This is a genomic window from Brevibacillus sp. TJ4 (genome assembly GCF_044627595.2).
Classification (GTDB): Bacteria; Bacillota; Bacilli; order Brevibacillales; family Brevibacillaceae; genus Brevibacillus.
On sequence record NZ_CP185865.1, the window covers coordinates 2,019,085 to 2,044,966 of the forward strand.

The window sequence follows — 25,882 nt, forward strand, 5'->3', positions numbered from 1 at the left end:
GAATCTATGCGGCACTATATTATCGCGTCCCACGGCATGCTCTCCAAAGGGATTGTAGATTCAGTAGAGATGATCGTGGGGCAGGTTGCAAATGTGGCGTGTATATCCGTGGTGCCAGGCGACAATGAGGAAACCGTCACGAGTAAGATAGAAGAACTGCTGCAAGAAAAGGGAGAAGAGTGCGAGATCGTTGTGCTGACAGATGTATTCGGCGGCAGTGTGACCAACAGCTTTTTTCCCTACATCCGTACGCACAAGCTTCATGTGATCACGGGTGTAAATCTCCCATTGGCTCTGGAAATTCTGGTGTCGGATGAAAATGAGGATTTGGAAGCCGTCATTTCCGAGTCGATACAACGGGGAAGAGAAGGAATGAAATATTTGAATCCGCTTACAGGCTTGTAAAAGAACAGATGAAAAAGGGGGCCTCCACATGATTACCTTGCTTAGAATCGACGACCGTTTGATCCATGGCCAAGTGGCTTTTGCATGGACTAAGCATTTGGGAGTGAACTGCATCCTTGTCGCAAATGATGCGGTAGCACAGGACGAATTGAAAAAAATGATGCTCAATCTGGCAAAGCCGCCGGGAGTCAAATTGCTTTTGAGCTCCGTTGCCGATGCTGTATCTTTCCTGAACAGCGAAGAGGCGGACAAGTACAAGACGTTTGTCTTGGTAGACAAGGCGCAGGATGCGTTGGCACTGTGCCAGGGAGTGAAAGGAATCAAAGCGGTAAATGTCGGCGGGATGCGCATGTCGGAAGGGAAGAAGATGATTTCCCCGGCTGTAGCGGTAAACGAGGCTGATGTCCAGACGTTTGAGACGATGGTGTCCATGGACATTGAAGTGGAAGTAAGGCAGGTTCCTACGGAAAAAAAGAAACCGATCATGGAACTTATCGGATAAGGGGGCAAGCATATGTGGCTTGAAGCAATTCTCGTTGGCATCATCGCCGCCTTTGGTATTCTCGACTCCCGTATCTTGGGCGACAACATGTTTGGTCGCCCCATCATCATCGGGCCGTTGGTAGGCCTGGTATTGGGAGACTTTCAGACCGGTCTGATTGTCGGAGGGACTTTGGAGCTGATCTTTATCGGTGCGGTTCAAGTCGGCGCCTCCAGTACCGGGGATGTGGTAACCGCCTCTGCATTGGGAACTGCCTTTGCGATCATGTCCAATCAGGGAGCTGCCGTAGCTCTTACGTTGGCGGTTCCCGTTGCTCTGCTCGCGGACAGGGTAGGAGACCTGGCGAGGATCGTCAACACACCTTTGATTCACAAGGCAGACAAATACGCTGCCGAAGGAAACATCGCCGGAGTCGAGAGGATGCACCGAATCGGGTTTCTCGTGTTCTTCCTGAATGGTTTTTTGCCCACATTTACGATGCTGATGCTTGGCTCTGCATTTATGGATGTGTTTATTGCCTCGATACCGCAATGGCTGCTGGATGGATTGCTTGCAGGGGCGCTGCTGCTTCCGGCGATTGGATTTGCCTTGCTGCTGCAGATGATGATCAGCAAAAAGCTCATTCCCTTCTTTATGCTGGGCTTCTTGTTGGCGGCTTACCTCAAGCTGGATATTCTCGGCGTCGCATTGATCGGTCTGGTCATTGCATTGGTCCTGTCCCAATACGATCGCACTGACGAAGAAAGGGTGACAGTATGATGAGCCACGACCAAGAGAAATCGATCAGCAAAAAGGATCTGTGGCGAGTATTCTTTCGCTCGCTGACGCTGCAGGGCTCCTGGAATTTTGAGCGGATGCAGGCTTTGGGATTCGCCTATTCCATGATCCCCATTTTGAAAAAGCTGTACCGGACAAAAGAAGAATTGAGCGCCGGACTGAAAAGGCATCTGGAGTTTTTCAATACGGCTCCATGGATGGGAAGTTTCATCATGGGAGTCACGTCGGCGATGGAGGAGCAAAACGCGAAGGACAAGCAATTCAATCCGGACTCCATCAACGCCGTGAAAGCAGGATTGATGGGACCTCTAGCCGGCATCGGGGACACGTTTTTCTGGGGAACCTTCCGGGTGATCGCAGCGGCAATCGGAGCCTCCTTGACCGCCGAGGGAAGCGCTGTTGGGCTGTTGTTCTACATCATGCTGTTTAACATCCCGCACTATTTTGTGCGTATTGGCGGCATCATGCAGGGTTACAAGGCCGGGATCAAGATCCTGAGCAGAGCGTCGGAAAGTGGACTTACCCAGAAAATTACCAAGGGAGCCTCCATCGTCGGGTTGATGGCAGTAGGTGCAATGACGGCGACCATGGTAGAATTCACCACTCCGCTTGTTTTCGAATTCAGTGACAACAAGATCGAACTGCAGGGCGTACTGGATCAAATCCTGCCATCCTTGCTGCCGCTTCTCTTAACGCTGCTCGTATTTTACCTGCTGAACAAGAAGCAGGTGAAGGTGATCTATCTTTTGGTCGGACTCATCTTGTTTGGCGTCATCGGCAAAGTGATTGGTTTCTTGTAAAAAAAGCTTCACAAGGGAGAGTTGAAAATGGCGATTGAACTGTACGACTACATTGTGGAACAACCCATCGTATTGAAGAAAATTTTGGAAAATTCCAAACGGATGACCGGAGACTTTGTGGAAATTTTGGCTGGGGAAAAGATATCCCGAATCGTCCTGGCCGGCTCTGGCTCCTCTTATAACGCAGCTTATTCAGCCAAATATTTCATGCAAAAGGTGCTTAACATGCAGGTGGATGTACAGGCTGCGCACACATTTACCGCCTATGAAAACATCCTGGGACCGGAAACCTTGGTCGTCGGGATTTCCCAGAGCGGAGAGAGCACTGCTGCGGTAAACAGCATCAGGAAGGCAAACGAGCAGGGAGTGGCCAGCATCGCCGTTACCTCCGAGGATGGAAGCTATATTACGGAGCATGCCAAGTACAAAATGATTGTCCCGTCAGGTGAAGAAGAGGCCGGAGCGACAACCAAAGGATATACCGCTACGGTTCTGGCCTTTTACCTCGCTGCACTGGAGGCCGCCCGCCGTTTGAACCGAGTCGATGATGCACAGTACCAGAAGTATGTAGAAGGCATCACAAAAACCATTGAAGCGATTCCTGCAGCGATTCGCAAAGCAGATGAATGGTATGAAAAGAACCGTCAGCAGCTTGTGGAGGCAAAGACCCTCATCGTTTCCGGGTATGGCAGCAATTACGGGACTGCACTGGAAGCCGGCCTGAAGTTTTTGGAGACGTCCCGTTTTCCGGTAAGCGTTTATGAGCTGGAAGAATTCATGCACGGACCGTACAACGCGATTGATGCGGAGAGCTACATCTTCTTCATCGTTCCGGAAGGCGTCGGGAAGGAACGGGCCCTGCGTTTGAACGAGTATTTTAGCGGCAAGACCGAGCATTCCTTCATGGTGATCAAGGATGACGGTAGCGGGGACGACAAAAACATTCGCGTCCCGTTCCACGAGGACACAGATTTCACCCCGCTGGAATACATCGTGCCTCTTCAAGTGCTGTTTTACCGATTGGCAAAGGATAAAGGAGTGGAGTTGAGAACAGTCCGCTATCCTGATTTTCATCGGTTTATGAACAGCAAGAGACGTTTTGAGTAACAGCAGACAGAACACTGGACAGGAGAGTATGACCATGATCGAGACAAAAGTCGTTGTAGTCAATGAACTCGGGCTGCATGCAAGGCCGGCAGCGCAATTTGTGGAAAAAGCCAAAACATACCGTTCTTCGATCACCGTACAAACGGATACATCCAAAGCAAATGGGAAAAGCATTATTGGCATTATGGGACTGGGAGTCGCCAAAGGAGAGACGATCACCATTCTCGCATCGGGTGAAGACGAAGAAAAAGCGTCACAGGAATTGAAGGAACTGATTAAAGCCTTGAAAGACTAGCCATAAAGCACTGAAAGCAGCATAAATCCGATGTTATGTTGCTTTCTTTTTTGATAGGTACGATAGGGGGGAGAGCAGATGGAAAAGACACAATGGAGGCGAGGGTTGATCGTTTCGTGTCAAGCTGTGCCGGAAGATCCATTTTACGGAGCCGAACATATCGCGCGGATGGCAAAGGCGGCGGAAATAGGGGGAGCAGTTGGACTGCGGATCAATTCGGTGGAGGACATCGAGGAAGTGAAGCGAACCGTGTCCATTCCGGTCATCGGGATTCTGAAGAAAAGGTACGAAAACTCGCTTGCCTATATCACTCCAACGATCAAAGAGGTGGAGCAAGTTGTGGAATCCGGGGCTGATATCGTATGCATCGATGGCACCAGTTCAGTGAAACCGGATGGGAAATCGACAGAGGAATTTTTGCAAGACATCAAGAAGCGCTTTTCGGTTCCCGTTATGGCTGACATATCTACTGTCGAGGAAGGAATTGCCGCCTGGAAAGCGGGGGCGGACATGATCGCGACGACTCTGGCAGGGTATGAGGAATACCTGAAAAACCCCGTGTACAACCCGGCGGATAATTTTAGAGAGCCGGATTTTGAGATTGTCGCCAGCTTGGCTGCACAGGTTGGCATTCCCGTTTTCGCCGAGGGGAGATATTGGACGCCTGAGGACGTCGTGAAGGCCATGCGGCTAGGCGCACATTCCGTGGTGGTCGGTTCGGCGATTACCAGACCGCAGTTGATCACACAACGAATGTCCATGGCCATTGAGCGTTTTCTGACACAGTGAAAGATACTTTCTTAAATGCAAGAGGTGAGAGAATGTGCTGAAAGGAATACCGGCTTCCGGGGGCATCGCAATTGGGAGAGCGCTCGTCATAGCGGAAGCCGAACTGGATATCGATACTGGGCGAGTTGAAAATGTCCAGCGGGAAGTACAACGATTCCATACCGCTGTTGAAACAGCAAAAGAGCAATTGCGTTCGCTGCAAAAGAAGACAGAGAAGAGTCTCGGCAACGAGCAGGCAATGCTGTTCGCAGCTCACTTTTTGATGCTGGATGACCCTGAAATGATTGAAGCTGTCGTCCACAAAATCGAATCAGAGGGCATCCGTGCGGAGTATGCTCTGCAGCAAGTGGCTCATACCATCACGGAGCAATTTAACGCCATGGACAATGCCTATTTTCGGGAAAGGGCCGCAGATGTCAAAGACATTGCCAAAAGGCTTCACCAGATTTTGCTCGGCGAAGAGGAGAGTTCCTTTTCGAACATTACGGAGCCATGCATCCTGGTGACGGGTGACCTGGCCCCTTCCGATACGGCGCAATTGGATCAAAAGTGCATCCTTGGAATTGTCACGGATATCGGCGGAGGAACCTCCCATACGGCGATTCTGGCCCAGTCCTATGAAATCCCCGCTGTCATGGGAACGGCGTACGCGACAAAGACCATCGCAAATGGCGATTTGGTGATCATTGACGCGGACAAGGGGGAGGTTCTGGTCACTCCATCTCCGGAGGTACTGGATGACTACTTCAAAAAACAGGCGCAGCTGTTGGAGGAGAAGAAGGATTTTGACCGATACAAGGACGGTCCCTCTCTCACCCATGACGGCAAAACAGTAGAACTTGCCGCGAATATCGGATCTCCAGGGGATCTCCAACGAGTGATGGACAACGGCGCGGAGGGAATCGGTTTGTTCCGTACTGAATTCTTGTATATGGATCGGCAAGCGCTTCCGAGTGAAGAAGATCAATTTCTGGTCTATAAACAGGTGCTGGAAACGATGCAAGGAAAACCGGTCGTCATCCGGACACTGGATATCGGGGGCGATAAAAAGCTTGACTACTTGCCGATTCCCGATGAAATGAATCCTTTTCTCGGCTATAGGGCGATCCGCCTCTCCCTCGACAGAAAAGACCTTTTTCAAACACAGATCAGAGCATTGCTCAGGGCTTCCACATACGGGAACCTGAAAATCATGTTTCCGATGATCGCAAATTTGCAGGAGCTGCGGGCAGCCAAGCAGGTGGTTGCCGATATGCGGGCCGAGCTGCAGTCCGAGGATGTCCCAACCGCAGACGAGGTGGAGATTGGCATGATGATTGAAGTCCCTGCTGCTGCTGTCATTTCCGACCTCTTTGCGAGGGAAGTTGATTTTTTTAGTATAGGAACCAATGACCTGATCCAGTACACGATTGCGGTCGACCGGATGAACGAGAAAATCTCTCATTTGTACGAACCGTTTCACCCTGCTGTCTTGCGCCTGATCAAGACCGTAATCGACAATGGGCATAAGGGGGGGATATGGGTGGGAATGTGCGGAGAGATGGCCGCTGATCCCAGAGTGATTCCTCTACTGATCGGGATGGGCTTGGACGAGTTCAGCATGAGTTCGCCGTCGATACCAAAAGCGAGAAAAGTCATAGGTGGCGTCGGGTTTGAGAAAATGAGGCAGATAGCAGAGGCTGTCCTGCAGATGGGCAGCGCCGACGAGATAAAAAGCTATCTTGCATCTGCATACTGACTGTCAATAATCATCATTAACATGGCTGTCCTACTTCGCTCAAAACAGAGCCTGACAATTTGTTGTCAGGCTCTTCTAACGGTAAATTGCCAGGTAGGGAAACAAAACCTGCATCTCGCCTTTGACATTCCCTCGCATACTCGGGTTCCTTACAGTACAAATGTAAAGAGCATCGAATCACAATAAAAAAAGGCAGCCTGGTAGCTGCCGCAAAAGGAAATTAGTCGCAAGTGCATGCGACGATTGCCAGCAGAACAAACAAAACCAGGATCAACGCGAAGTTGTCGTCAAAAAAGCTCATTGATAATCACCCCCGCCTGAGATTGAGGATTACCTCAAACTCAAACTATGCATTTCGACACACAATGTACGGGCGATACCACATGAGCTGCCAAAAATAGTTGTTTTGCCTACTTGTCTCGGTGAGTGACATGCTATTCAACGCAACAGGGCGGTCACGACGTATTTATCGCTTGTGGACACTCGAAAACAGCGAGAAGGGACACTTTACTGTTTGTTTGCCCTGATTACCGACCGGATGGCAAAGATGAGAAGCAGTAACCATGCCAGTAAAATAAAGTAGCTGACGACCATGACGACGATAGGCACATAACCGGGAGTGTCGGGGCTATCAGTGGCAAAACCGGCTAATAACAAGGGGAGGATGGGGAGGGCTAAGACAGCAAGACCGTAATTTGCGATGAATAGAGCTGAAATGACGATCACGATCCATGCCCAAATGGGTTGCTTTTTCATTTTCGATAACCTTCTTTGTGAACGGGATACGGTTGATTTTACCAAACCATCGTAAAATTGACAATTTCACCGACGGTTAATGAAGGTTTTTGCGGATTTTTCTGCCATCGACATGGGTAAACCCAAAAAATGTTTACATAACATTTTTACAGTAAACCATTTAAAAGACAGTTGTTACCGTCACGTCGTGCCATATGCTCTGAAGCGACCTGCCATCGATTGTTCCATGTTGGAGGAGATCGTGGTGAGAAGAAAAAACGTGAGCGTCTTCCTTGTAATATTCAGTCAGGACCCATCCATTTGGTGTATTGGTAATGGAAAACTTCCTATCGGAGTAGGTAAATTCGATTTCATGTCCAATAGATAAGTCGTTCTTCAGTTTTTCAAACGTATAGTCCATATACACAAATGCCTCCTGATCTGGTATAGAAAGAACCGCTTGATTCTATCATACACGATGTGGCTGCGCATCATTGCATATTTCAAAAAGGTTCTATCCAACCCGTCTACGGGCAATACTGCTAGTAAATGTACGGGAGGTCGGACCACATTGAAAACAACTTCGATAGGTGCCTTTTTGTTTGGCGTCGGGATGATCGGGATGCTGGATGGAATTGTTTTTCACCAAATCTTGCAGTGGCATAGTGTACATATGCATACGGATCGTGTACACCAAATTATGAGCGATGGTTTCTTTCATTTATTTGTCACCGTGATCATTTTCGTTTCCGGCATTTTTCTGTGGAAAGGAAATCCGCAAGACAGACCGAGTCTGTTCTGGGGCAGCTTTTTTCTGGGTGCAGGCACTTTCAACTTGCTCGAGGGCATCATCAACCACCACATCTTGCAGATTCATCACGTCAAACCAGGCCCAAACCAAGCTGTATACGACATTTCCTACGATGTTTTTGCGCTGCTGCTGATCGTCATTGGATGGGTTTTGGTGCGCCAGCGAAAACGATCGTAAAGGCGGAGACTATCGAAAAGCGTGAATTGCAGCGCTTTTGCGGACGGGCACAGACCCAAATTGTCTGAAATGTTTCAACCAAGCTAACAAAATGGCATACAGTGTACCACGACGAGAACAGGGGGAATGAATTCGTGAGCACACCCATTTTGATTATCGATGCGGGTCATGGAGGCGATGACCCTGGGGCAGTCGGAAATGGTCTGCAAGAAAAAAACCTGACCTTGCAAATCAGCACCTACCAATATGAGCGTTTTCAAGCGTTGGGAGTACCTGTAGCCATCACCCGTTCCACCGATACGACCCTGACAGCCAGTCAGCGGACAAAGCTGGTGCGGGACAGCGGAGCGCGCTACTGCATTTCCAACCATATCAACGCCGGGGGAGGAGAGGGGGTTGAGGCGATTCACTCGATCTCAACCAATGATACGTTTGCCCGGCGGCTTGCCCAGGCCGTTGCCGAAGCTGGCCAGCGCTTCCGCAGAGTATACTCCAGAGCAGGTTCAGACGGCAGGGATTACTACTTTATGCACCGCGAGACCGGTAATGTGGAGACAGTCATTCTCGAATACGGATTTATCGACAATGCAGCAGATGCCAGGCGACTGACTGAAAACTGGAGGAGCTACGCTGAAGCTGTGGTACGAGCGTTCTGCAACCACGTCGGAGTCGGGTACAACCCGCCGACGACCGCAGTCCAGCCAGCCAATGTACAGCTTGTCCAAAACGGCAGTGGCTTCGTCGTAGACGGTGTCTCGTACGTGCCGGTGCGAGCGGTCGCAGAAGCAGCAGGAGCTACCGTCGGATGGGACCCGGGTACGGGGAGGGTCACGATCAATGGAGTCGAGGTACAGGTGCGGCTTCAACAGGGGGTTTCCTACGCCTCTGCGAGGGAATTGGCGAACATCCTCAACCTCGATGTGGAATGGAATGCAAGCAGCAAGACCGTCATACTCAGAGGAAATTTGTAAAGGGAAGTAACAGAGAATGCCTGTTTATCGCTACGCAAAAACGGGTAAGGAAGGAAAAGGAGCAGGATGACGAAAGGTCTCCCGGATGTACCAGGAGACCTTTGATTTGTTTGTAAGGGGGAGGCTTTAATGCTCTTCCTCCAAATTGACATCGCGCAGTTCATCCTTTGCCTTTTCGACCAGGGTTTGATAATCCCGCAATATCTCTGTTAGCGCTGTGACCGACTCCTGGTAGTCCGGCTTGTTGCATATCTCATCGATCGCACGGTGCAGGTGGTGCATTTTATCCTCTGTCCGGCGAATGAAGTCCATCCATTCCATTCCGTTCATCGATCCTCCTCCTTTACCCATAGCCTGTACCAGTTCAAGAAAAGTATGCAAGCTGAAGGGAAAGAGAGGTCTTGTTCCCCCTGCGTATTCATGGTAAGATTCCTCCCATGACCATCGTTGCCCACCTGCTTCTCGCTGATGACTGGCAACCTGTACGGGAGGTAGCGAGAAAGGGGGAGAAAGGTGCAATACATGAGTAAACTCGCCGTATTCAATAAATGGCTGGAAAAAATCATGCCTCTGTTGACCCCCGGTAGTGTCGCGATCGGGGTTCTTTCCAGCAGTTGGCTACAGTCGTATACGTTTCTGGCTCCCTGGGTGTTTGCTTTTATGACATTCGCAGGGAGCCTTGGTTCGGGATTCCGCGAGATGTTTCAGGTGCTGATGCGTCCCTTGCCTGTTCTGGTCAATCTGGTCATCCTGCACGCGCTTATGCCGCTGGTTGCCTGGGGATTGGGCAGCCTGTTCTTTCCGGATGACATTCATGCGGTGACTGGCTTTATTCTTGCGATGATTATCCCAACAGGGGTATCCAGTCTGCTCTGGACCTCCATTTACATGGGGAACATGGCGCTGACGCTTTCCATTATCGTCATTGATACCTTGCTTTCACCGCTGCTTGTCCCGCTGGGGATTTCATTGCTATTGGGGACAGCAGTTGAGATGGAGATGGGGGAAATGGTACGCGGCATGTTTTTTATGATCGTCTTGCCTTCACTGGCGGCGATGACTCTCAATCATGTCACACGGGGACGAGTGAAACAGACCGTTGCGCCAGCGCTGGCTCCGTTTTCCAAGCTGAGTATGGGAGTCATCGTGGCAATCAACAGCTCGGTCGTTGCACCATACCTGACACAGGTCGATGAAAAACTGGTCAAAACCGCGGCTCTTGTATTTGTCCTGGCGACGTGTGGATTCGTGGTCGGGTGGCTGGTCGGCAGGCTGTTCCGCTGGAAGCGAGACGTCATCGTGACGCTGGCATTTAACAGCGGCATGCGCAACATCGGTGCGGGCTCCGTACTGGCGATCGCGTACTTTCCGCCTGCCGTTGCTTTGCCGGTAGTGCTTGGCATGCTGTTTCAACAATCACTGGCAGCCCTATTTGGACAATTCCTGCGGGTCGTGGAAAAAGAAGAGCAGACGGCTCCTGTGCAAGCGGTGGAAAAGCGAAATATGAACATGTAGGAAAAAGGGCAATGATTATATGTAATAAAATATGACATTAATTGATACATTATAGTTGACAATCAACATGTTTATGTTAGTATATATTACATAGCATGCATTCTCTCCACTTCCTATCTTTGACCCAGAAATGGGTCCTTTTTTTTGCTATACGAGAGAAACGGCAAAAAACCGCCCCTGGGTTCTTTCTTCCAGGGGCGTCTTCGTATCCGTCAGCTACTGAAGAAGCTGCGGCTGTATTTTCTTTTTTTGTAATGCGAATGTCCGTAATGGGAGTGGCCGTGTCCTTGTCCGGGATGTGGCGGGTGTCCGTACTTGTTTCGGTAGCGGTAGTCAGAGCTGCTGTATTTGCGGTGACGGTAGTAGTCGCTGCTGCTGTACTTGCGGTAAGGTTTGCGGTAGCTGTGTCCACCCAGTAACTTCATCAATTTTTTTAGCATCAGGGTTGCCTCCTCGGTCTGTTCCCGTATTCTTTTATGATTATGTACGAATAGGTTACAAAATGGTTTCAAAAATTGTTTTTTTCGAACAGGGTTGGCATCAATGCGTCGGACTGGCAAAATAAGAGCATATTCGGTTGCGGGTATCGAGCTTGCAGGAAATTGGCGAAGGCAGGTGGTTCTATGAAAATTGCACTGCACCAGATTGCCTACCAGATCGGGATTCATCCGAGGGAGATGGCAAAATGGGTTTATGAAGGCGAAATTACGGGAGAAGTGCCAGACAACAATCCACAGGCAAAAGATGCCTGGGTAGACGTACACTCCTTGCGCAATTTTATTCAGTGGCGGTTTGAACAAGGCAAATTCGACGAGATGTTTTATCAAAAGGCTGTTCGCCATATCGGCAAATATATGCGCTAAACTGGCTATTGCTTTTCATGCAAAGGAGGACACGATGGAGACGATTTACTGTCTGGTGCCCAAAAGCTATTGGGAACAATGGGTAGGCAAAGACCACTACCTGCCACGCGACTACGAGCAGGAAGGTTTTATTCACGCCACCAAAGGAGAAGATTTGCTGACCAAAGTGGCGGATCGCGTCTATGCACATTATACGGAAGCATTGTATGTCTTACTCGTCGAGGAGGGGAAAATTTCTTCTCCGGTCAAGTACGAGCAGGCGAAGGACGGTCTGTTGTACCCGCATGTTTACGGACCGCTGCAGCAATCGGCGATATACGATGTACGTGAAATGAAGCGGGTAGAAGGCCACTGGGTAATGGGGGAATCGGTCCGCTCATAAAGATTCCGCAGTTGGCGCACAATGAGGTTGGCACGATATTGGCCAGATACCCTTATGATGCGAAGGAGTGGACAGGAAGTGGCAAAACCGGATGATCGTTCTGACAATGCCAAAAAACTGCGCAAAATGGTAAACAACACACGGGAGAACATGGCGGAATCACAATCCTATTTGGCTGAGCACGCCGATGAAATCTCCGCAGTGGAACGGGAAACACTGGAGGCAAAAAACCAGCGGCGCAAACAGAGCATCGAGGCCTTCCAGGAAGAAATCCAGGATGAGACGTAGTCTATAGCCACATCATTCCCGAGCGCCTGACGATCCTATGCGACAGGCGCTTTTTCGCGTCGTGAGGAAAAAGTGCAGACAAAACATGAATTGTTTTGGGAAACATGGTAATCTGATAAAGGAAGAAATAGAACAAAAGAGGAGTATCGCGATGAAACGACCAGAAGACACGCGCGTCGTTGTCGGTATGTCTGGCGGCGTCGACTCCTCCGTGACGGCCTACCTGTTGAAGCAACAGGGCTATGACGTCATCGGCATCTTCATGAAAAACTGGGACGATACTGATGAATTTGGCCATTGTACGGCGGAGGACGACTTCCAGGATGTCCGGCGCGTATGCGAGCAAATAGACATTCCATACTACACCGTAAATTTTGAAAAAGAGTACATGGAAAAAGTGTTCCAGTACTTCTTGGATGAATACAAGCGCGGACGCACGCCCAACCCCGATGTGATGTGCAACCGGGAGATCAAGTTTGGCGAACTGCTCACCAAGGTGATGGATCTGGGAGCCGATTACATCGCTACGGGTCACTATGCGCAAGTCAAGCACGTCGACGGGCAATACAAGCTGATTCGCGGCGTCGACAACAACAAGGATCAGACGTACTTCCTGAATGCCTTGAACCAGGAGCAACTGTCGAAGACGATGTTTCCGATCGGCCATCTTCCCAAACCAAAGGTACGGGAGATTGCTGAGCAAGCCGGTCTGGCTACGGCGAAAAAGAAAGACAGCACAGGCATTTGCTTTATCGGGGAACGCAACTTCCGCGAGTTCCTGCAAAACTACCTGCCCGCCAAGCCAGGCGACATTGAAACAGTCGACGGCGAGGTGATCGGTCACCACGATGGCTTGATGTATTACACGCTGGGTCAGCGCCAGGGATTGGGAATCGGCGGCGGGCATGGGAAGACCGGCGAACCGTGGTTTGTCGTAGACAAGGATTTGCAGCGCAATGTGCTGATTGTCGGAGAAGGGGCCAACCATCCGCGCCTGTTTTCCACCAGCCTGATCGCCACGGACGTCAATTGGGTGAGTGGAGAGAAGCCGACATCGCCGTTGACCTGCACAGCCAAGTTCCGCTATCGTCAGCCGGATCAGGGCGTGACCGTTCATCTGCTCGAGAACAACACTGTCGAAGTCGTCTTTGACCAGCCGCAAAAAGCAGTTACTCCGGGACAAGCAGTTGTGTTTTACGACGGTGAGGTATGTCTGGGCGGAGGAACGATCGACCGCGTCACATTGCTGGATAAAGAGAGATAATCTGCTGGGGGTTGGAGATGGAGGCAACGAAAAAATCAAAGGTTGTCATTCTTGCTTTTTTCGTCGGAATTATTCTGATCGGCATGATGCTTTACAAAGGGATGGCGGCCGGTGGGGATGCCCACATGGAAGTCATTCAGCAGGTCATTTCCGATCAGGGCGGCGAGCTTTTGCCAGGCGGGGTGACTGCTGTGTCGGTGGATGTCAGTCCGTTTGAGCGAAGCGGCAAGGGGAATACAATCTTTCGCATTTCTTATCAAAAAGACGGCAACACCTATACGGCCTGGTATCGCGCGAAAAACCAGTCGTCGATCATTGCCGAACCAGAGGAATGGATTTTTCCGTAAGGGAGTGAGGAGAATTGTCGGCCCCATTGAGTGGACTGCAAGAACTGGCGGAGCTGATCGCACATATTGAATCAGATGTCTCGGAAGCCTCCGTCTCGGTCTTGTCTCCGGACAACCGTGAAGATATCGCCAAAGCGCTGCTCGCCGGATTGGGGGGAAACCTGCCTGTCCAGTACAGCTCCGGTGAATACGCCAACCACCTCGCCGTCGTGCGAGTCGGTGCAAACAAATATACGATCGCCCAGGACTGGCGCGAGCTGTATATCAGCGAGGTCAACTACTGCCCGTGCCGCATCCCCCCGGGTGCGAACGGTCTTTTGGTGTACCACTTTGATTATCCGGGAGTCATTTACGACGTGTCGCGTATTCTCGCCGACCATCAGATCAACATCTCCAAGCTGAATGTCTCTCGTGAGCAAAAAGGGAAAAATGCGTTGCTCGTCTGTGTGACCGACGAGGACATCACGCCCGCCGTGGCCGCAGCCATCGAGCGGGAACCGCAGATTCAGAAGGTGGTGTCGCTGCGGTAGAGAGTACAGAACCAAGCAAAGACAGCCCGGTGCGTGTGAGCCGGGCTGTTTTTTGTTGAACAGCGGACGTTGGAGCATGTATAGAAAAGAGAACCGCTGCTATAGAGCAGCGGTAAGCATAACATGATGAGAAGGGTTATGGTTACGGTACATAGGATTGTTTCTCATGCTTGTGGTCACTCATATCTCCCTCACTAACACTCTCACTTTGGATGAGGACAGAGCTGTTTTGCGAAGTGTTGAATTGGATGGCGGTATGCACGAACGTAACGAGTGCAAGCCCCGCCACGGTATAGACAATGGCCTTTTTCGTTTTGGCGCTTCCACTCTTCCAAAAGATCGCGCCTGCTAGAACGACCAGTATCCAAAATAACAAGGATCATCCTCCTTTCGCTCAACCGATCTGTTGGCACGTATTCGCTCACTGTTTCTCATGTTCAGCTCTTCGCTGTTCCATCTCAGCAATCTCTTCAGGTGTCAAGTCCCGAATGGTCACCGACATTCCCGGAGGAACCGAAGCATCGTCCTCATGTGTTACAGTAACGGTTTCTCCGCGAGGGAACGTTTCACGATATTCTTTTATTCGTTCGATCGTCCCACGTGAATAAAACCCTTCCTCAATCGTGACTTGCCGTTGTTCTTCGGGTGTGAGTTCGTCTGCAGGAACGGGATGCTCATATCCTGCAAGCGCGTATAGTTGCCCCCGCAGTTGTTCTTCAATGATGAATGTTTGTTCATCGGGGGTCAGGGCGCTGTATTTCCAGTATTGGACGCCATTGTATACGATGGAATCCCCGACATCTTTATAAACGATGGTTGTATGGGCTGCATTGAGCCGTTCCAATTCTTCCTCTGTAATGATCCGATCTTCAAGCATGCGTTGCCGTACTTGCTGCGGGGTCAGCAAATGATCGGAGAAATAACCATCCTCGATACGAACCCGTTGCTGTTCTTCTGCTGACAAAGCATCAAATGAAACAAGCTCCCCATCTGTGTGGTCGATGACTCGTCCTGTTGCATCGACATAATAGCTGGCAATTTCTTTGGTAGCGACTTCCTTCTCATAATCCGATAAAACGGAGTATGGAATATACGAGACGTGTGTATTTGCCGCCGAGCCTCCGACACCTTCTTGTGTGGCGTTGTGACTGGCCGTCTCAACCTCGGGTACATGCTTGGAAGCCCAGACGGCTGCAGATGTACCAACGGCTCCCGCCGCAACCAGGGATGCTGTAGCCAGCACGATCATTCTCGTATTCAGCTTTTTTACATTCAGCATCATCTGCAATCTCCTTTTTACTTGTTTTCCGTCACCGGATAGGGAAGCGCAAAACCGTACAGGAACGCCTTTGGAACCAATCATCACGTTCAAGATCGTTTCGCCGTACCGTTTTCGCTCGGCATGGGACATGTCTTTGACGACTTCTTCATCGCAGGACAGCTCGCTCCATGTGTGAATCTCTTTGCGGAGGATGTGAACCAGCGGGTTAAACCAATGCAAGGCACTGGCTGCCAGGATCATCGCCTTGACCCATAAGTCCTTGCGTTTCAGGTGTATCAACTCGTGATGGATGACCATGCTCAGGTCCACATTCGTATTCTTCACGGGCAGATAAATGGTTGGTTTCCACAGACCGATCAGCAAGGGACTGCGGACCGCAGAGTTATACACAAGCTGGACATTCGTTTGAATGTCGAGAGCTTCTTTCGACAAGGCGAGCTGTTTGACCGCTTCCTTCTGTTCAGGTGCGTCGGTGCGGCTATGATGATGGAGGTGGCGTGAAAATGTGCGATAGCAATAGAGCTGCCATACGGAAAAAACGATTGCCCCGATTCCCCATATGCCGATGAGAGGGAATACGATATGGCTTGAAACGCTCAACTCCGGCAAGATGGGCTCCGGATCAAAGCCTGGCAATGGCAGCGCTTGCGGAACAATGGCGGACTCATTTGCAATCATGGCGGATGTGTTTGTATGAGATGTCCAGAGCCATGACAAACATTGAATACCAAAGGCTACCGGGATCAGGTAAAAAGCGATCGCCACTTTTCCGATCACATAACGCCATGTTGCAGGGAGGAGGTTCGGCGAAATCATCCGCAAGATAAGCATGCAGATCACGACAGCACTCCCCGCGGCAGAAAGGGAGACGAGCATCTCCAGAAATGTTTGCATCAAACGCACCTACTTCCTCGAAAACCATTGTTTCAGCTCTTCGATGTCTTCATCCGAGAGCTTGTCGCCATCGTACAGGGCAGCGATCAAATTTTTGACGGAACCTTGATACAGCCCGTCGAGTACGTGCTCCGCCTCCGCGAGTTTGTAATCATCGGGCGTGATCAGGGGAACGTATTTGTTCGTGCGGCCATGTCTGGTTGATTCCAGCACTCCTTTGTCTACCAGCCGCGACAGGAAGGTGGAAATGGTCTGTCCTTTCCATTCCTTGCCGCGCGCGGCGAAAATCTGCAGCAGTTCGGTTGATGTAACAGGGGGCTCGGATTCCCAGATGACTTTCATCAGTTCCAGTTCCGTTTCTGACAGCTTGTGAACTTTTTTCATCGGTGTACACCTCTTTACTTTTTCCGTTATGCGTCCATAACGAGTTAATCACTACGAATCGTAGTGAATATAATGTACTACACATTGTAGTAGTTGGTCAAGGGGATGCCGGAAAATATCACTACCGACTGTAGTAATTTACTCCCGGCTTCGCATTTCACCTCGAAAACGTAAAAGACCCCTTGGTGTAAGGGGCCTTGCATCGTCAATGCTCACATTTAATCTGGAAGCCGGCGGGCAACCTCCCAACCTGTGGCAGGCGCATGAAAAAGGTACTTGCACACGGTTTCATCCGCGCCTTCGATTGCCACCACCATACCTTCCGGCGCAGGTACAATCTGAAGAATTTCACCGTCTGGGACGAGATCGCGAGCGAGGGGAGCGAGGATAGGAACGAACGCGTTTTCCAGCCACATTCTCTCACGGTACCAGCGTGGGGCAGGAATCGGTTGAGGATAGCCGCTGACAGGTGCACCAAGTTCAATCGCCATCCTTTCGGGATCGCATGACAGCTTGCGTCCGGAACCTATGGCTGCCACGAAACGAAGACAAAATTCAACGGTGTTGATCACTTCATCGTAGTCCAAGGAGCCGTTTGCATAGCGAATTTCTACCGTACCGATGTCAAACCATGCAGCGAGATTGATTCCGCAGCGATGAGACTGAGGGCGTCCCTTGTGAAGAAGTGCGGCACTCCCGGGGGCGGCCATAAACCGGTCGTACATGTCCGCTGTAACAGGAGGACAAAAGATGCGGCGATCTTCACTCGTACGCAGCAAATATCGTACCGCCTCCTGATACTGCAAGGCAGCCTCGATAAACCGGGGCATCACGTCCTGTCCCCAAGGCAGTACACCGACGTGTACATGAAGCCCGCAATTCCAGTTTGCTGCAGCTCCTGCAGCGTGGAGGCGAGATAGCATCTCGCGGATTTGTTCCCGCTCATGCCACCGGATGGGAGGCGGTTTTAGCTCGCCGCCGGACTCTTCTCCCGTATCATCGACTTGCAACTCATCTGCTGACAGTACCCACCCCGGCAATAGCTCGAGATTCTCTGTGTTGCCGCCAACAAATTCAATTTCAACGCCAAATCGAAGTTCTTGCCAATCCACATGCAATGGCTTCATCCTGTTCCCATCCTCCCAATTTTATTGTGAAGTGAACGCAAAAAGGGAGTGGGCGGGGAACGGGATTAACGAGGCACTTTTTTTCTCGGCACGGTTTTTCCTCCATTCTGATTTTCCGTTATAAAGAAAGTATAGTAAGCACCGGACGGAATCGCAACATTCAGCCTGATATCGATGGCCAGTCCCTGGCTCTTTCAGGCTGGCTTTTTTGATGCGTGGAAAATGTTGATTACCGCTCTGCAAAAGGCTTTTCCAACTGTCAGCTAGATTCTTCTAAAAATAAGTTTAATTTTATAAAACCTACTAGATAAAAATAATTATAAAAAAGTATTGATTTTCGAATGATAAATGTTATCATTTAACTTATAAAGCAAGCCCATTTCGTTAATGAGGTGATGAAAATGACTACAAACAAAAATCTGACTACTAGCTGGGGAGCACCGGTAGGAGATAATCAGAATTCGATCACGGCTGGTTCGCGTGGACCGACATTGATCCAAGATGTCCATCTACTCGAAAAATTGGCTCACTTCAACAGAGAGCGTGTTCCTGAGCGTGTCGTTCACGCAAAAGGTGCCGGGGCACACGGTTACTTCGAAGTGACAAACGACATGTCCAAATACACAAAAGCAAAACTCTTTAACGACGTGGGCAAACGCACGCCGATGTTCATCCGCTTCTCGACGGTGGCTGGCGAGCTCGGTTCTGCCGATACCGTTCGCGACCCGCGCGGTTTTGCCGTCAAGTTTTATACCGAGGAAGGAAACTACGACATCGTCGGAAACAACACGCCGATCTTCTTCATTCGCGATGCGATCAAATTCCCTGATTTTATCCATACGCAAAAAAGAGATCCGCGTACCCACCTGAAAAACCCGACCGCGGTATGGGATTTCTGGTCCTTGTCTCCTGAATCGCTGCATCAGGTTACCTATCTGATGGGGGATCGCGGTATTCCGGCAACGCTGCGCCATATGAACGGCTACGGCAGCCATACCTTTAAATGGGTAAACGAAGACGGTCAGGCTGTTTGGGTGAAATACCACTTTATTTCCGACCAGGGCGTCAAAAACATGTCCAACGAGGTAGCTGCCAAGCTGGCCGGAGAAAACCCGGACTACCACACAGAGGACTTGTTCAATGCAATTGAAAAAGGCGACTATCCGTCCTGGACGCTGTATGTGCAAATCATGCCGCTTGAGGATGCCAATACGTACCGCTTCGATCCGTTCGACGTGACAAAAGTATGGTCCCATAAAGACTATCCGTTGATCGAAGTAGGAAGAATGGTGCTGAACAAAAATCCGGAAAATTACTTCGCCGAGGTAGAGCAAGCGACATTCTCTCCTGGAAACATGGTTCCGGGTGTCGAGCCATCTCCGGACAAAATGCTGCAAGGACGTCTGTTCGCATACGCAGATGCACATCGCTACCGCGTAGGTGTAAACCACAACCAACTGCCGATCAACCGTCCGAAAGTCGAAGTAAACAACTACCAACGCGACGGCTTTATGGCGACTGGCAACAACGGCGGCGGCTCCGTCTACTACGAGCCAAACAGCTTTGACGGACCGAAAGAATCTGCCCATGCCAAAGTAACGCCGTTTGAAGTATCCGGGGTTGCGGCACAAGTAGCCTACGACCACGATGACCACTATACGCAAGCTGGCGATCTGTACCGCCTGATGACCGAAGACGAGCGTACGCGCCTGGTAAACAACATCGTCGCATCCATGAAGGCCGTGGAAAAAGAAGAAATCAAGATTCGCCAAATCCAGCACTTCTACAAAGCTGACCCTGAATACGGAGCACGCGTCGCAGAAGGACTGGGTCTGACCGTAGGCCACGAGACGAAGTAAGCGTAACAACCCGATTCTCGTTCCATTCTCCATCTATTCTCAATTCACCATATCGTGTAAATAAAATGTCAGAGAGGGAGCATTGCGGGACGATTCCGTCGTCTTCTGCAATGCCCCTCCTTCTTCTCCATCCATTTGACGAAGAGAGGTGTACAGATATGAAGCCCACAACGAAAACCTGCCCGAAATGCGGCACGCAAATTCGCTCGCTCAAACACAGCACGATGTGCGCATGTGGAATGAAACTCAAAACACTCAAAGCGATCCACTGATTCCGGACAGCCCTATGGTGCATGTCCGGTTTTTTTTGCATTTTCTCTTAGGCATACAGGTCCCGCGCAAGGCATGCGAAGGCCATTTTCCTGCCAGCCTCCTTTCTCTTGCACCCCGAATCTTGCACCCCCCTCGACACTCGAAGCGATTTTCCTGCTTGACGAATACGAGATATAGATGGTATTTTGAGTAAACCAACTACATATTGTGCGTGTAGGTGTCTTGCCAAGCCAACTTTTGGCAGACTTAATAGGGAAGCTCGGTGAAAATCCGGCGCGGTCCCGCCACTGTAAGCAGAGAGTACACGCTTGTTGCATGCCACTGGTCGATGGACCGGGAAGGTGAAGCGAGTACGATGATCTGCAAGCCAGGAGACCTGCCTATACGTGAACACGATGGTACCTACGGGAGATAGGGAAGTGTTGAAGACGCTCTGCTTCGCAGTACATGTGACAGACCATGGATGGGTTTCGTACGCGTATTCGACTTTCTAGCCTGAGTCGAGTGCGCGTTTTTCTATGAAAATAGTATTGATAGAGAAAAGGAGCGTAAGAAGTAGAGAGCCATGTTGATCGCATACGATTCACGAACCGGAAATGTGCAGCGATTTGTACGCAAGCTGGGGTCTGCCTATCGCAGTGTGCAGATTCAGCCGGACTTGCAACTGGACGAGCCGTTTTTGCTCATTACATACACGACCGGGTTTGGCCAGGTCCCGGAAAAAGTAGATGCTTTTTTGGCACAGAACCACGCGCTGCTGCGGGGGGTTTCGGCTAGCGGCAACCGCAACTGGGGCGCCAACTTCGCCCGCAGTGCAGACATGATTTCGCACCGCTACCAGGTGCCAGTGCTATGCAAGTTCGAACTGTCCGGCACCGGACGCGACATAGAACAATTTCAAAAAGAGGTGGCAGCAATTGCGGCATATTGAATTGAACAACGAACTGATGCAGCGTGGAGCAGACGGATTTTTTCAACTGGAAAAGGACAGGGAAGCCGTCGAGGTATTCATGGAGGAAGTGCGGGCCAAGACGATGCCGTTTTCGGATTGGAAAGAGCGGCTGGACTACCTGATTGCCAACGACTACTACGAAAACGTGTACGAGCACTACACAGAGGAGCAGGTAGAGGCGATCGTCAAGCTGGTGTATGAGATTCCGTTTCAGTTTGCATCCTACATGGCGATCTCCAAATTTTACAAAGACTACGCCATGAAGACGAACGACAAGGCGTATTATCTGGAGCAGTACCCGGACCGCGTAGCGATCGTGGCGCTGTCGCTCGGCCAGGGAGACTTCGAGCGGGCCAAGCGCCTCGCTGTCTCGATGATGGAACAGCGTCTGCAGCCGGCCACCCCTACGTTTTTGAACGCAGGAAAAAGCCGCCGCGGAGAAATGGTCTCCTGCTTCCTGCTGGAAATGGACGATTCGCTCAACTCGATCAACTACGTGCTGGGCACATGCATGCAGCTCTCCAAAATCGGCGGCGGTGTGGCGATCAACCTCTCCAAGCTGCGTGGACGCGGAGAGCCAATCAAAGGGGTAGAGGGTGCGGCAAAAGGCATCATGCCGGTGCTCAAGCTGTTGGAAGACGCGTTTTCCTACGCCGACCAGATGGGGCAGCGAAAAGGTTCGGGTGCAGCCTACTACAACATTTTCGGCTGGGACGTGAACGAGTTTCTCGATTGCAAAAAGATCAATGCAGATGAAAAAGCGCGCATCAAGACGCTGTCCATCGGCCTGATCGTACCGAATGTCTTTTACAAGCTCGCGGAGGAAGACAAGCCGCTGACCGTGTTCGCCCCATACTCCGTCTACCGCGAATACGGCGTGCACCTCGACGACATGGATCTGGACGAGATGTACGACGAGCTGCTGGCCAACGAGAGAGTGAAGAAAAAGGTCGTGATGAGTGCGCGTGACATGCTGACCAAGATCGCGATGATCCAGATGGAGTCGGGCTACCCGTACATTATGAACAAGAGCAACGCCAACCGCAATCACGCCCTGAAGGATCTCGGCACGGTGAAGATGTCCAACCTATGCACGGAAATCTTCCAGTTGCAAGAGACTTCCACGATCGCCAACTACGGCCAGCCGGACACGATCCGTCGCGACATCAGCTGCAATCTCGCTTCCCTCAACATCGCCAATGTGATGGAGCACAAGAAGATTCGCGAATCCGTACACGAAGGCATCGAAGCGGTGACGGCAGTCAGCGACATGACAGAGATCGAGAATGCGCCGGGCGTGCAAAAGGCAAATCGCGAGCTCCATTCGGTCGGATTGGGCGCGATGAACCTCAACGGCTTTTTGGCGAAAAACCGGATCGCCTACGAGAGCGAGGAAGCGAAAGATTTCGCCCGCACCTTCTTTATGATGATGAATTTCTACTCGCTGGAAAAAAGCATGCAGATCGCGCGGGAGCGGGGAACGACGTTTGCCGGTTTCGAAAAATCGGAGTACGCCAAAGGTACATACTTTCACAAATACCTGGAAAATGAGTACCTCCCGCGTACGGAGAAGGGGAAAGCGCTGTTTGCGGGCATTGCGATCCCGACAAAGGAAGACTGGGCCGCACTGAAAGAGCAGGTACAGAAGCATGGCCTGTACCACGCCTACCGACTGGCGATTGCTCCTACGCAAAGCATTTCCTATATCCAAAACGCGACTTCCAGCGTGATGCCGATCGTCGAGCATATCGAGACGCGAACGTACGCCAATTCGACGACGTACTACCCGATGCCGTACTTGACGCCGGAAAACTACTTTACGTACAAGTCGGCCTACCAGATGGACCAGTTTAAAGTGATTGACCTGATCGCGGAAATTCAGGAGCACGTAGACCAGGGAATCTCCGCCGTGCTGCATGTCAACAGCACGATTTCGACACGGGAGCTGGCCCGCTATTACCTGTACGCGGCGAAAAAAGGCCTGAAGTCTCTGTACTACACCAGAACCAAGCATTTGTCCGTGGAAGAGTGCATCAGTTGCGCGGTATAAACAAAGGGAAGACGAGGAGAAGCAGATGAAAGCAGTCAATTGGAACAGGCCGGATGACGATTTTACGCTGACGTTTTGGAATCAAAACATCATGCAGTTTTGGACGGACGATGAGATTCCTCTCTCCGACGACAAAATGTCGTGGATGGAGCTGAACGAAACGGAGCGCAGCACGTACAAAAAGGTACTCGGCGGTCTGACTCTGCTGGATACGATCCAGGGCGGGGTCGGCATGCCGAAGATCATGGAGCATGTGGACGGCTTGCAGCGCAAAGCGGTCCTGGGCTTCATGGGCATGATGGAGCAAATTCACGCCAAATCGTACAGCAGCATCTTTACCACCCTGGCGGCGACGGAAGAAATCGACGAGATTTTCCGCTGGGTCGAACAAAATCCGCAGTTGCAGAAAAAAGCGGCAATCATCGCGGAATACTACCAATCGATTGAAACGAAAAAAGACTTGTACATGGCAATGGTCGCCTCTGTCTTTTTGGAAAGCTTCCTATTCTATAGCGGGTTCTTCTATCCGCTCTTCCTGTCGGGACAGGGCAAAATGACCAGCAGCGGCGAAATTATCGACCTGATTGTCCGCGACGAGAGCATCCACGGCTTGTATGTGGGTGTCTTGGCACAGGAGGTATTCCACTCCTTGTCCGAGGCCGAACAGGCAGAGGCCAAGCAGGAGCTGTACACGCTGCTGGAAACGCTGTACGAGAACGAACAGACGTATACCGTCGATCTGTATACGCCGATCGGACTGGAAAAGGAAGTCGACACCTACGTCCGTTACAACGCCAACAAGGCATTGATGAATCTCGGGTACGAGCCGTTTTACCCCGACGAGGAAGTCAATCCGATCGTCTTGAACGGAATTCGGACACAGACCAAGCAGCATGACTTTTTCTCCAAAAAAGGCAACGGCTACGTCCGCAGCATCAATGTCGAGCCGCTGCGAGACGAGGATTTCCGCTTCGATCTGTAATGCAAGCAGCCGACAGAGGAGGGTGTGCGGTGCAGGAACTAGCACAGGCTGAGCTGGAAAAATGGTGCCGCGAGCAGCGAACATTCGCTCTGTTCGTTTACACGCCGATGTGCGGGACGTGCAAGCTGGCAGCACGGATGCTCGACGTGGCGCAGGAAGCATTGCCCCAGGCAGAGATTTATCAAATCAATGTGAACGGCTCGCCCGGGATTGCAACGCATTGGCAGATTACGAGTGTACCCGCCCTTCTTCTTTTTGTCGACGGACAGCTTGCCGAACGGCATTACGCACTGCACTCCGTCGGGTTTGTCTTTGACGTGCTGAAATCAATTCCGTGGAGATAGACATACACCTACTTCCTTCGCGATGAATAGAAGAGAAAGGAGAAGAATTGCGAAGGAGGCGGCGTATGCACATTCATGTAGTGGAACAAGGGCAGTCACTTACGTCCATCGCCCAGACGTACGGCTTGTCAGCAGAGGAAATCGCCCGGTCCAACGACCTTCCGAATCCGGATCAGCTCGTTGTCGGACAGGCGCTGGTCATCCCGATCACGGGCAGCTATCACTGGGTCCAGCCTGGGGATACGCTGTATTTGCTTGGTCAGCGCTATCAGATTAGCGCCGCGGAACTGGCGCGCGTCAACCGGATTTCCCAGTATCAACCGCTTTCGATCGGTCAGCGCCTGTACATTCCGCCACGTCCGCGTCCAGCGGCAGATTTCAATGCCTATGCGGAACCGCAGCGGCAGGTAACGCCTGCCTTGGAAGCAGATGTGCGCAGAGCGGCACCGCATCTGACGTACCTGGCTCCGTTCAGTTTTCGTATTCTCCGCGATGGCAGTCTGGCCCGTCCTCCGCTCAATGATTTTCCGGCGATTGCCCGTGACAACCAGGTATTGCTGATGATGGTCGTCACCAATCTGGAAGGGGGGCAGTTCAGCACAGAGCTGGGCGGTCTTGTGCTAAACGACGAGAGTCTGCAAAACACCCTGCTCGACAATATTTTCAATACGGCGCAAGAGCTGGGATTTGGCGACATTCACTTTGACATGGAGGCGCTGCCGCCGGAAGACCGGGATGCGTACGCGGAATTTTTGCGCCGGGCCAAAGCGAGAGCAGAAAGAGCGGGACTGATGCTGTCGGTAGCGCTCGCGCCGAAGACGAGTGCCGAGCAGCAGGGCCGGTGGTACACTGCGCATGACTATGGGCAAATCGGGGAGATCGCTGACTTCGTCGTCATCATGAGCTATGAGTGGGGGTACAGTGGAGGTCCGCCCATGCCCGTATCGCCGATCGGACCGGTTCGCCGCGTTCTGCAGTACGCGATCTCCGAGATGCCGGCGGATAAAATCCTGATGGGACAAAATTTGTACGGCTACGACTGGACGCTCCCCTACGAACCGGGAACGACAGCGAGGGCACTGAGTCCACAAGCGGCGATCGCTCTTGCCGCGCGGGAAAATGCCGCGATTCAATACGATGCCCAGGCGCAGGCTCCGTTTTTTGACTACACGGACGACGAGGGCAGGCAACATCGTGTCTGGTTCGAGGACGCACGTTCGATTCAAGCAAAGTTTAATCTCGTTAAACAACTTGGGTTGCGCGGCGTAAGCTACTGGAAGCTCGGTTTGCCATTTCCGCAAAATTGGCTGCTGATCGAAAGCAACTTCCGGGTACGCAAAAGAAGATGAGGGCAAGCGCGTACATTCCCAAGGGGGTGTACGCTTTTTTTTCGGCAAAGAATCGTGGTATGATGGCAAAAAAGAGGACTTACATATGTG

General features: G+C 51.2%; 31 protein-coding genes and 1 riboswitch. Of the genes, 23 read left to right on the plus strand and 8 right to left on the minus strand.

Features of this window, described 5'->3' with window-relative positions:
• Nucleotides 1–6: 6 nt before the first annotated feature.
• The 8 genes from ACAF76_RS09850 (at nt 7) to ptsP (ending at nt 6,413) form a co-directional block, all read left to right on the plus strand.
• Entirely contained in the window at nt 7–405 is a 399-nt protein-coding gene (locus tag ACAF76_RS09850) for a PTS sugar transporter subunit IIA (protein ID WP_421617757.1), read from the plus strand.
• A 28-nt stretch (nt 406–433) separates the two neighbouring features.
• Nucleotides 434–907: a PTS system mannose/fructose/N-acetylgalactosamine-transporter subunit IIB gene (locus ACAF76_RS09855; RefSeq protein ID WP_421617758.1), complete on the plus strand. Its 474-nt coding sequence runs from the start codon at nt 434–436 to the stop codon at nt 905–907.
• A gap of 12 nt (nt 908–919) precedes the next feature.
• A complete protein-coding gene (locus tag ACAF76_RS09860; protein WP_421617759.1) occupies nt 920–1,666 on the plus strand; it encodes a PTS mannose/fructose/sorbose/N-acetylgalactosamine transporter subunit IIC in 747 nt (248 codons plus the stop codon).
• Nucleotides 1,666–2,484, plus strand: a complete 819-nt coding sequence (locus ACAF76_RS09865; RefSeq protein ID WP_421617760.1) for a PTS system mannose/fructose/sorbose family transporter subunit IID — start codon at nt 1,666–1,668, stop codon at nt 2,482–2,484. The genes ACAF76_RS09860 and ACAF76_RS09865 overlap by 1 nt, the downstream gene beginning before the upstream one ends.
• 27 nt (nt 2,485–2,511) lie before the next feature.
• A complete protein-coding gene (locus tag ACAF76_RS09870; protein ID WP_421617761.1) occupies nt 2,512–3,591 on the plus strand; it encodes an SIS domain-containing protein in 1,080 nt (359 codons plus the stop codon).
• A gap of 34 nt (nt 3,592–3,625) precedes the next feature.
• Entirely contained in the window at nt 3,626–3,886 is a 261-nt protein-coding gene (locus tag ACAF76_RS09875; RefSeq protein ID WP_421617762.1) for an HPr family phosphocarrier protein, read from the plus strand.
• Between the two features lie 78 nt (nt 3,887–3,964).
• Nucleotides 3,965–4,675 (plus strand): N-acetylmannosamine-6-phosphate 2-epimerase, encoded by a 711-nt coding sequence (locus tag ACAF76_RS09880; protein ID WP_421617763.1) that lies wholly within the window; start codon nt 3,965–3,967, stop codon nt 4,673–4,675.
• A gap of 34 nt (nt 4,676–4,709) precedes the next feature.
• Nucleotides 4,710–6,413 carry a phosphoenolpyruvate--protein phosphotransferase gene (gene ptsP / locus ACAF76_RS09885; protein WP_421617764.1) on the plus strand — a complete coding sequence of 568 codons (1,704 nt, stop codon included), beginning with the start codon at nt 4,710–4,712 and terminating at the stop codon, nt 6,411–6,413.
• 220 nt (nt 6,414–6,633) lie between these two features.
• Here the strand turns inward: ptsP and ACAF76_RS09890 are convergent, their stop codons facing one another.
• Entirely contained in the window at nt 6,634–6,714 is an 81-nt protein-coding gene (locus tag ACAF76_RS09890) for a YjcZ family sporulation protein (protein ID WP_421617906.1), read from the minus strand.
• Nucleotides 6,715–6,920: 206 nt separating this feature from the next.
• On the minus strand, nt 6,921–7,169 hold the full coding sequence (locus ACAF76_RS09895; protein WP_421617765.1) for a hypothetical protein: 249 nt from the start codon (nt 7,167–7,169) through the stop codon (nt 6,921–6,923).
• Between the two features lie 592 nt (nt 7,170–7,761).
• On the opposite strand from ACAF76_RS09895, the gene ACAF76_RS09900 reads away from it, so the two are divergent.
• Nucleotides 7,762–8,136, plus strand: coding sequence for a DUF2243 domain-containing protein (locus ACAF76_RS09900; protein WP_421617907.1), 375 nt, complete (start codon nt 7,762–7,764; stop codon nt 8,134–8,136).
• Between the two features lie 134 nt (nt 8,137–8,270).
• Nucleotides 8,271–9,107: an N-acetylmuramoyl-L-alanine amidase gene (locus tag ACAF76_RS09905; protein ID WP_421617766.1), complete on the plus strand. Its 837-nt coding sequence runs from the start codon at nt 8,271–8,273 to the stop codon at nt 9,105–9,107.
• A 126-nt stretch (nt 9,108–9,233) separates the two neighbouring features.
• On the opposite strand, the gene ACAF76_RS09910 is transcribed toward ACAF76_RS09905, so the two are convergent.
• Nucleotides 9,234–9,437 (minus strand): hypothetical protein, encoded by a 204-nt coding sequence (locus tag ACAF76_RS09910; RefSeq protein ID WP_421617767.1) that lies wholly within the window; start codon nt 9,435–9,437, stop codon nt 9,234–9,236.
• Nucleotides 9,438–9,629: 192 nt separating this feature from the next.
• Here ACAF76_RS09910 and ACAF76_RS09915 point away from each other — a divergent pair, with 192 nt between their 5' ends.
• Nucleotides 9,630–10,622: a bile acid:sodium symporter family protein gene (locus ACAF76_RS09915; protein ID WP_421617908.1), complete on the plus strand. Its 993-nt coding sequence runs from the start codon at nt 9,630–9,632 to the stop codon at nt 10,620–10,622.
• Nucleotides 10,623–10,834: 212 nt separating this feature from the next.
• Here ACAF76_RS09915 and ACAF76_RS09920 read toward each other — a convergent pair whose 3' ends face one another.
• On the minus strand, nt 10,835–11,062 hold the full coding sequence (locus tag ACAF76_RS09920; RefSeq protein WP_421617769.1) for a hypothetical protein: 228 nt from the start codon (nt 11,060–11,062) through the stop codon (nt 10,835–10,837).
• Nucleotides 11,063–11,245: 183 nt separating this feature from the next.
• Between ACAF76_RS09920 and ACAF76_RS09925 the strand changes: the two genes are divergently transcribed.
• From ACAF76_RS09925 to ACAF76_RS09950, 6 genes are all read left to right on the plus strand, one after another.
• Nucleotides 11,246–11,485, plus strand: a complete 240-nt coding sequence (locus tag ACAF76_RS09925) for a hypothetical protein (protein ID WP_421617770.1) — start codon at nt 11,246–11,248, stop codon at nt 11,483–11,485.
• A gap of 34 nt (nt 11,486–11,519) precedes the next feature.
• A complete protein-coding gene (locus ACAF76_RS09930; protein ID WP_421617771.1) occupies nt 11,520–11,867 on the plus strand; it encodes a DUF952 domain-containing protein in 348 nt (115 codons plus the stop codon).
• A 78-nt stretch (nt 11,868–11,945) separates the two neighbouring features.
• Nucleotides 11,946–12,155: a small acid-soluble spore protein Tlp gene (tlp, locus tag ACAF76_RS09935; RefSeq protein ID WP_421617772.1), complete on the plus strand. Its 210-nt coding sequence runs from the start codon at nt 11,946–11,948 to the stop codon at nt 12,153–12,155.
• A gap of 151 nt (nt 12,156–12,306) precedes the next feature.
• Nucleotides 12,307–13,419 carry a tRNA 2-thiouridine(34) synthase MnmA gene (gene mnmA / locus ACAF76_RS09940; protein ID WP_421617773.1) on the plus strand — a complete coding sequence of 371 codons (1,113 nt, stop codon included), beginning with the start codon at nt 12,307–12,309 and terminating at the stop codon, nt 13,417–13,419.
• 17 nt (nt 13,420–13,436) lie between these two features.
• Nucleotides 13,437–13,766 carry a hypothetical protein gene (locus ACAF76_RS09945; RefSeq protein WP_421617774.1) on the plus strand — a complete coding sequence of 110 codons (330 nt, stop codon included), beginning with the start codon at nt 13,437–13,439 and terminating at the stop codon, nt 13,764–13,766.
• A 26-nt stretch (nt 13,767–13,792) separates the two neighbouring features.
• Nucleotides 13,793–14,296, plus strand: coding sequence for an ACT domain-containing protein (locus ACAF76_RS09950; RefSeq protein ID WP_421617775.1), 504 nt, complete (start codon nt 13,793–13,795; stop codon nt 14,294–14,296).
• Between the two features lie 142 nt (nt 14,297–14,438).
• On the opposite strand, the gene ACAF76_RS09955 is transcribed toward ACAF76_RS09950, so the two are convergent.
• The 4 genes from ACAF76_RS09955 to ACAF76_RS09970 form a co-directional block, all read right to left on the minus strand.
• Complete coding sequence (locus tag ACAF76_RS09955; RefSeq protein WP_421617776.1) at nt 14,439–14,672, minus strand: hypothetical protein; 234 nt, start codon at nt 14,670–14,672, stop codon at nt 14,439–14,441.
• 45 nt (nt 14,673–14,717) lie between these two features.
• A complete protein-coding gene (locus ACAF76_RS09960; RefSeq protein WP_421617909.1) occupies nt 14,718–16,472 on the minus strand; it encodes a M56 family metallopeptidase in 1,755 nt (584 codons plus the stop codon).
• 9 nt (nt 16,473–16,481) lie between these two features.
• Nucleotides 16,482–16,856, minus strand: a complete 375-nt coding sequence (locus ACAF76_RS09965) for a BlaI/MecI/CopY family transcriptional regulator (protein WP_421617777.1) — start codon at nt 16,854–16,856, stop codon at nt 16,482–16,484.
• Between the two features lie 218 nt (nt 16,857–17,074).
• On the minus strand, nt 17,075–17,983 hold the full coding sequence (locus tag ACAF76_RS09970) for an amidoligase family protein (RefSeq protein WP_421617778.1): 909 nt from the start codon (nt 17,981–17,983) through the stop codon (nt 17,075–17,077).
• A 401-nt stretch (nt 17,984–18,384) separates the two neighbouring features.
• On the opposite strand from ACAF76_RS09970, the gene katA reads away from it, so the two are divergent.
• The 6 genes from katA to ACAF76_RS10000 all read left to right on the plus strand — a co-directional run bounded on the left by katA (nt 18,385) and on the right by ACAF76_RS10000 (nt 25,792).
• Nucleotides 18,385–19,842, plus strand: coding sequence for a catalase KatA (gene katA, locus ACAF76_RS09975; RefSeq protein WP_421617779.1), 1,458 nt, complete (start codon nt 18,385–18,387; stop codon nt 19,840–19,842).
• A gap of 471 nt (nt 19,843–20,313) precedes the next feature.
• A riboswitch (cobalamin riboswitch) is annotated at nt 20,314–20,513 on the plus strand.
• Between the two features lie 167 nt (nt 20,514–20,680).
• Complete coding sequence (nrdI, locus tag ACAF76_RS09980; protein ID WP_421617780.1) at nt 20,681–21,046, plus strand: class Ib ribonucleoside-diphosphate reductase assembly flavoprotein NrdI; 366 nt, start codon at nt 20,681–20,683, stop codon at nt 21,044–21,046.
• Nucleotides 21,033–23,117, plus strand: a complete 2,085-nt coding sequence (nrdE, locus tag ACAF76_RS09985; protein ID WP_421617781.1) for a class 1b ribonucleoside-diphosphate reductase subunit alpha — start codon at nt 21,033–21,035, stop codon at nt 23,115–23,117. The genes nrdI and nrdE overlap by 14 nt, the downstream gene beginning before the upstream one ends.
• A gap of 25 nt (nt 23,118–23,142) precedes the next feature.
• The gene (nrdF, locus tag ACAF76_RS09990) at nt 23,143–24,099 is read left to right on the plus strand and encodes a class 1b ribonucleoside-diphosphate reductase subunit beta (protein WP_421617782.1); all 957 of its coding nucleotides are present in this window, start codon (nt 23,143–23,145) and stop codon (nt 24,097–24,099) included.
• A gap of 29 nt (nt 24,100–24,128) precedes the next feature.
• Complete coding sequence (locus tag ACAF76_RS09995; protein ID WP_421617783.1) at nt 24,129–24,443, plus strand: thioredoxin family protein; 315 nt, start codon at nt 24,129–24,131, stop codon at nt 24,441–24,443.
• A 65-nt stretch (nt 24,444–24,508) separates the two neighbouring features.
• Nucleotides 24,509–25,792, plus strand: coding sequence for a glycosyl hydrolase family 18 protein (locus ACAF76_RS10000; protein ID WP_421617784.1), 1,284 nt, complete (start codon nt 24,509–24,511; stop codon nt 25,790–25,792).
• Nucleotides 25,793–25,882: the final 90 nt, after the last annotated feature.

Bases quoted from the DNA above. Each gene is read 5' to 3' on its own strand.
- ACAF76_RS09855 (WP_421617758.1), top strand. From the start codon at position 434: ATGATTACCTTGCTTAGAATCGACGACCGTTTGATCCATGGCCAAGTG.
- ACAF76_RS09910 (WP_421617767.1), bottom strand. From the start codon at position 9,437: ATGAACGGAATGGAATGGATGGACTTCATTCGCCGGACAGAGGATAAA.
- mnmA (WP_421617773.1), top strand. From the start codon at position 12,307: ATGAAACGACCAGAAGACACGCGCGTCGTTGTCGGTATGTCTGGCGGC.
- ACAF76_RS09875 (WP_421617762.1), top strand. From the start codon at position 3,626: ATGATCGAGACAAAAGTCGTTGTAGTCAATGAACTCGGGCTGCATGCA.
- ACAF76_RS09915 (WP_421617908.1), top strand. From the start codon at position 9,630: ATGAGTAAACTCGCCGTATTCAATAAATGGCTGGAAAAAATCATGCCT.
- ACAF76_RS09900 (WP_421617907.1), top strand. From the start codon at position 7,762: ATGATCGGGATGCTGGATGGAATTGTTTTTCACCAAATCTTGCAGTGG.
- nrdI (WP_421617780.1), top strand. From the start codon at position 20,681: ATGTTGATCGCATACGATTCACGAACCGGAAATGTGCAGCGATTTGTA.
- ACAF76_RS09945 (WP_421617774.1), top strand. From the start codon at position 13,437: ATGGAGGCAACGAAAAAATCAAAGGTTGTCATTCTTGCTTTTTTCGTC.
- ACAF76_RS09930 (WP_421617771.1), top strand. From the start codon at position 11,520: ATGGAGACGATTTACTGTCTGGTGCCCAAAAGCTATTGGGAACAATGG.
- nrdF (WP_421617782.1), top strand. From the start codon at position 23,143: ATGAAAGCAGTCAATTGGAACAGGCCGGATGACGATTTTACGCTGACG.
- ACAF76_RS09860 (WP_421617759.1), top strand. From the start codon at position 920: ATGTGGCTTGAAGCAATTCTCGTTGGCATCATCGCCGCCTTTGGTATT.
- ACAF76_RS09890 (WP_421617906.1), bottom strand. From the start codon at position 6,714: ATGAGCTTTTTTGACGACAACTTCGCGTTGATCCTGGTTTTGTTTGTT.
- ACAF76_RS09960 (WP_421617909.1), bottom strand. From the start codon at position 16,472: ATGCAAACATTTCTGGAGATGCTCGTCTCCCTTTCTGCCGCGGGGAGT.
- ACAF76_RS09870 (WP_421617761.1), top strand. From the start codon at position 2,512: ATGGCGATTGAACTGTACGACTACATTGTGGAACAACCCATCGTATTG.
- katA (WP_421617779.1), top strand. From the start codon at position 18,385: ATGACTACAAACAAAAATCTGACTACTAGCTGGGGAGCACCGGTAGGA.
- ACAF76_RS09850 (WP_421617757.1), top strand. From the start codon at position 7: ATGCGGCACTATATTATCGCGTCCCACGGCATGCTCTCCAAAGGGATT.
- ACAF76_RS09925 (WP_421617770.1), top strand. From the start codon at position 11,246: ATGAAAATTGCACTGCACCAGATTGCCTACCAGATCGGGATTCATCCG.
- ACAF76_RS09865 (WP_421617760.1), top strand. From the start codon at position 1,666: ATGAGCCACGACCAAGAGAAATCGATCAGCAAAAAGGATCTGTGGCGA.
- ACAF76_RS09895 (WP_421617765.1), bottom strand. From the start codon at position 7,169: ATGAAAAAGCAACCCATTTGGGCATGGATCGTGATCGTCATTTCAGCT.
- ACAF76_RS09970 (WP_421617778.1), bottom strand. From the start codon at position 17,983: ATGAAGCCATTGCATGTGGATTGGCAAGAACTTCGATTTGGCGTTGAA.
- ACAF76_RS09965 (WP_421617777.1), bottom strand. From the start codon at position 16,856: ATGAAAAAAGTTCACAAGCTGTCAGAAACGGAACTGGAACTGATGAAA.
- ACAF76_RS09880 (WP_421617763.1), top strand. From the start codon at position 3,965: ATGGAAAAGACACAATGGAGGCGAGGGTTGATCGTTTCGTGTCAAGCT.
- ACAF76_RS10000 (WP_421617784.1), top strand. From the start codon at position 24,509: ATGCACATTCATGTAGTGGAACAAGGGCAGTCACTTACGTCCATCGCC.
- ACAF76_RS09920 (WP_421617769.1), bottom strand. From the start codon at position 11,062: ATGCTAAAAAAATTGATGAAGTTACTGGGTGGACACAGCTACCGCAAA.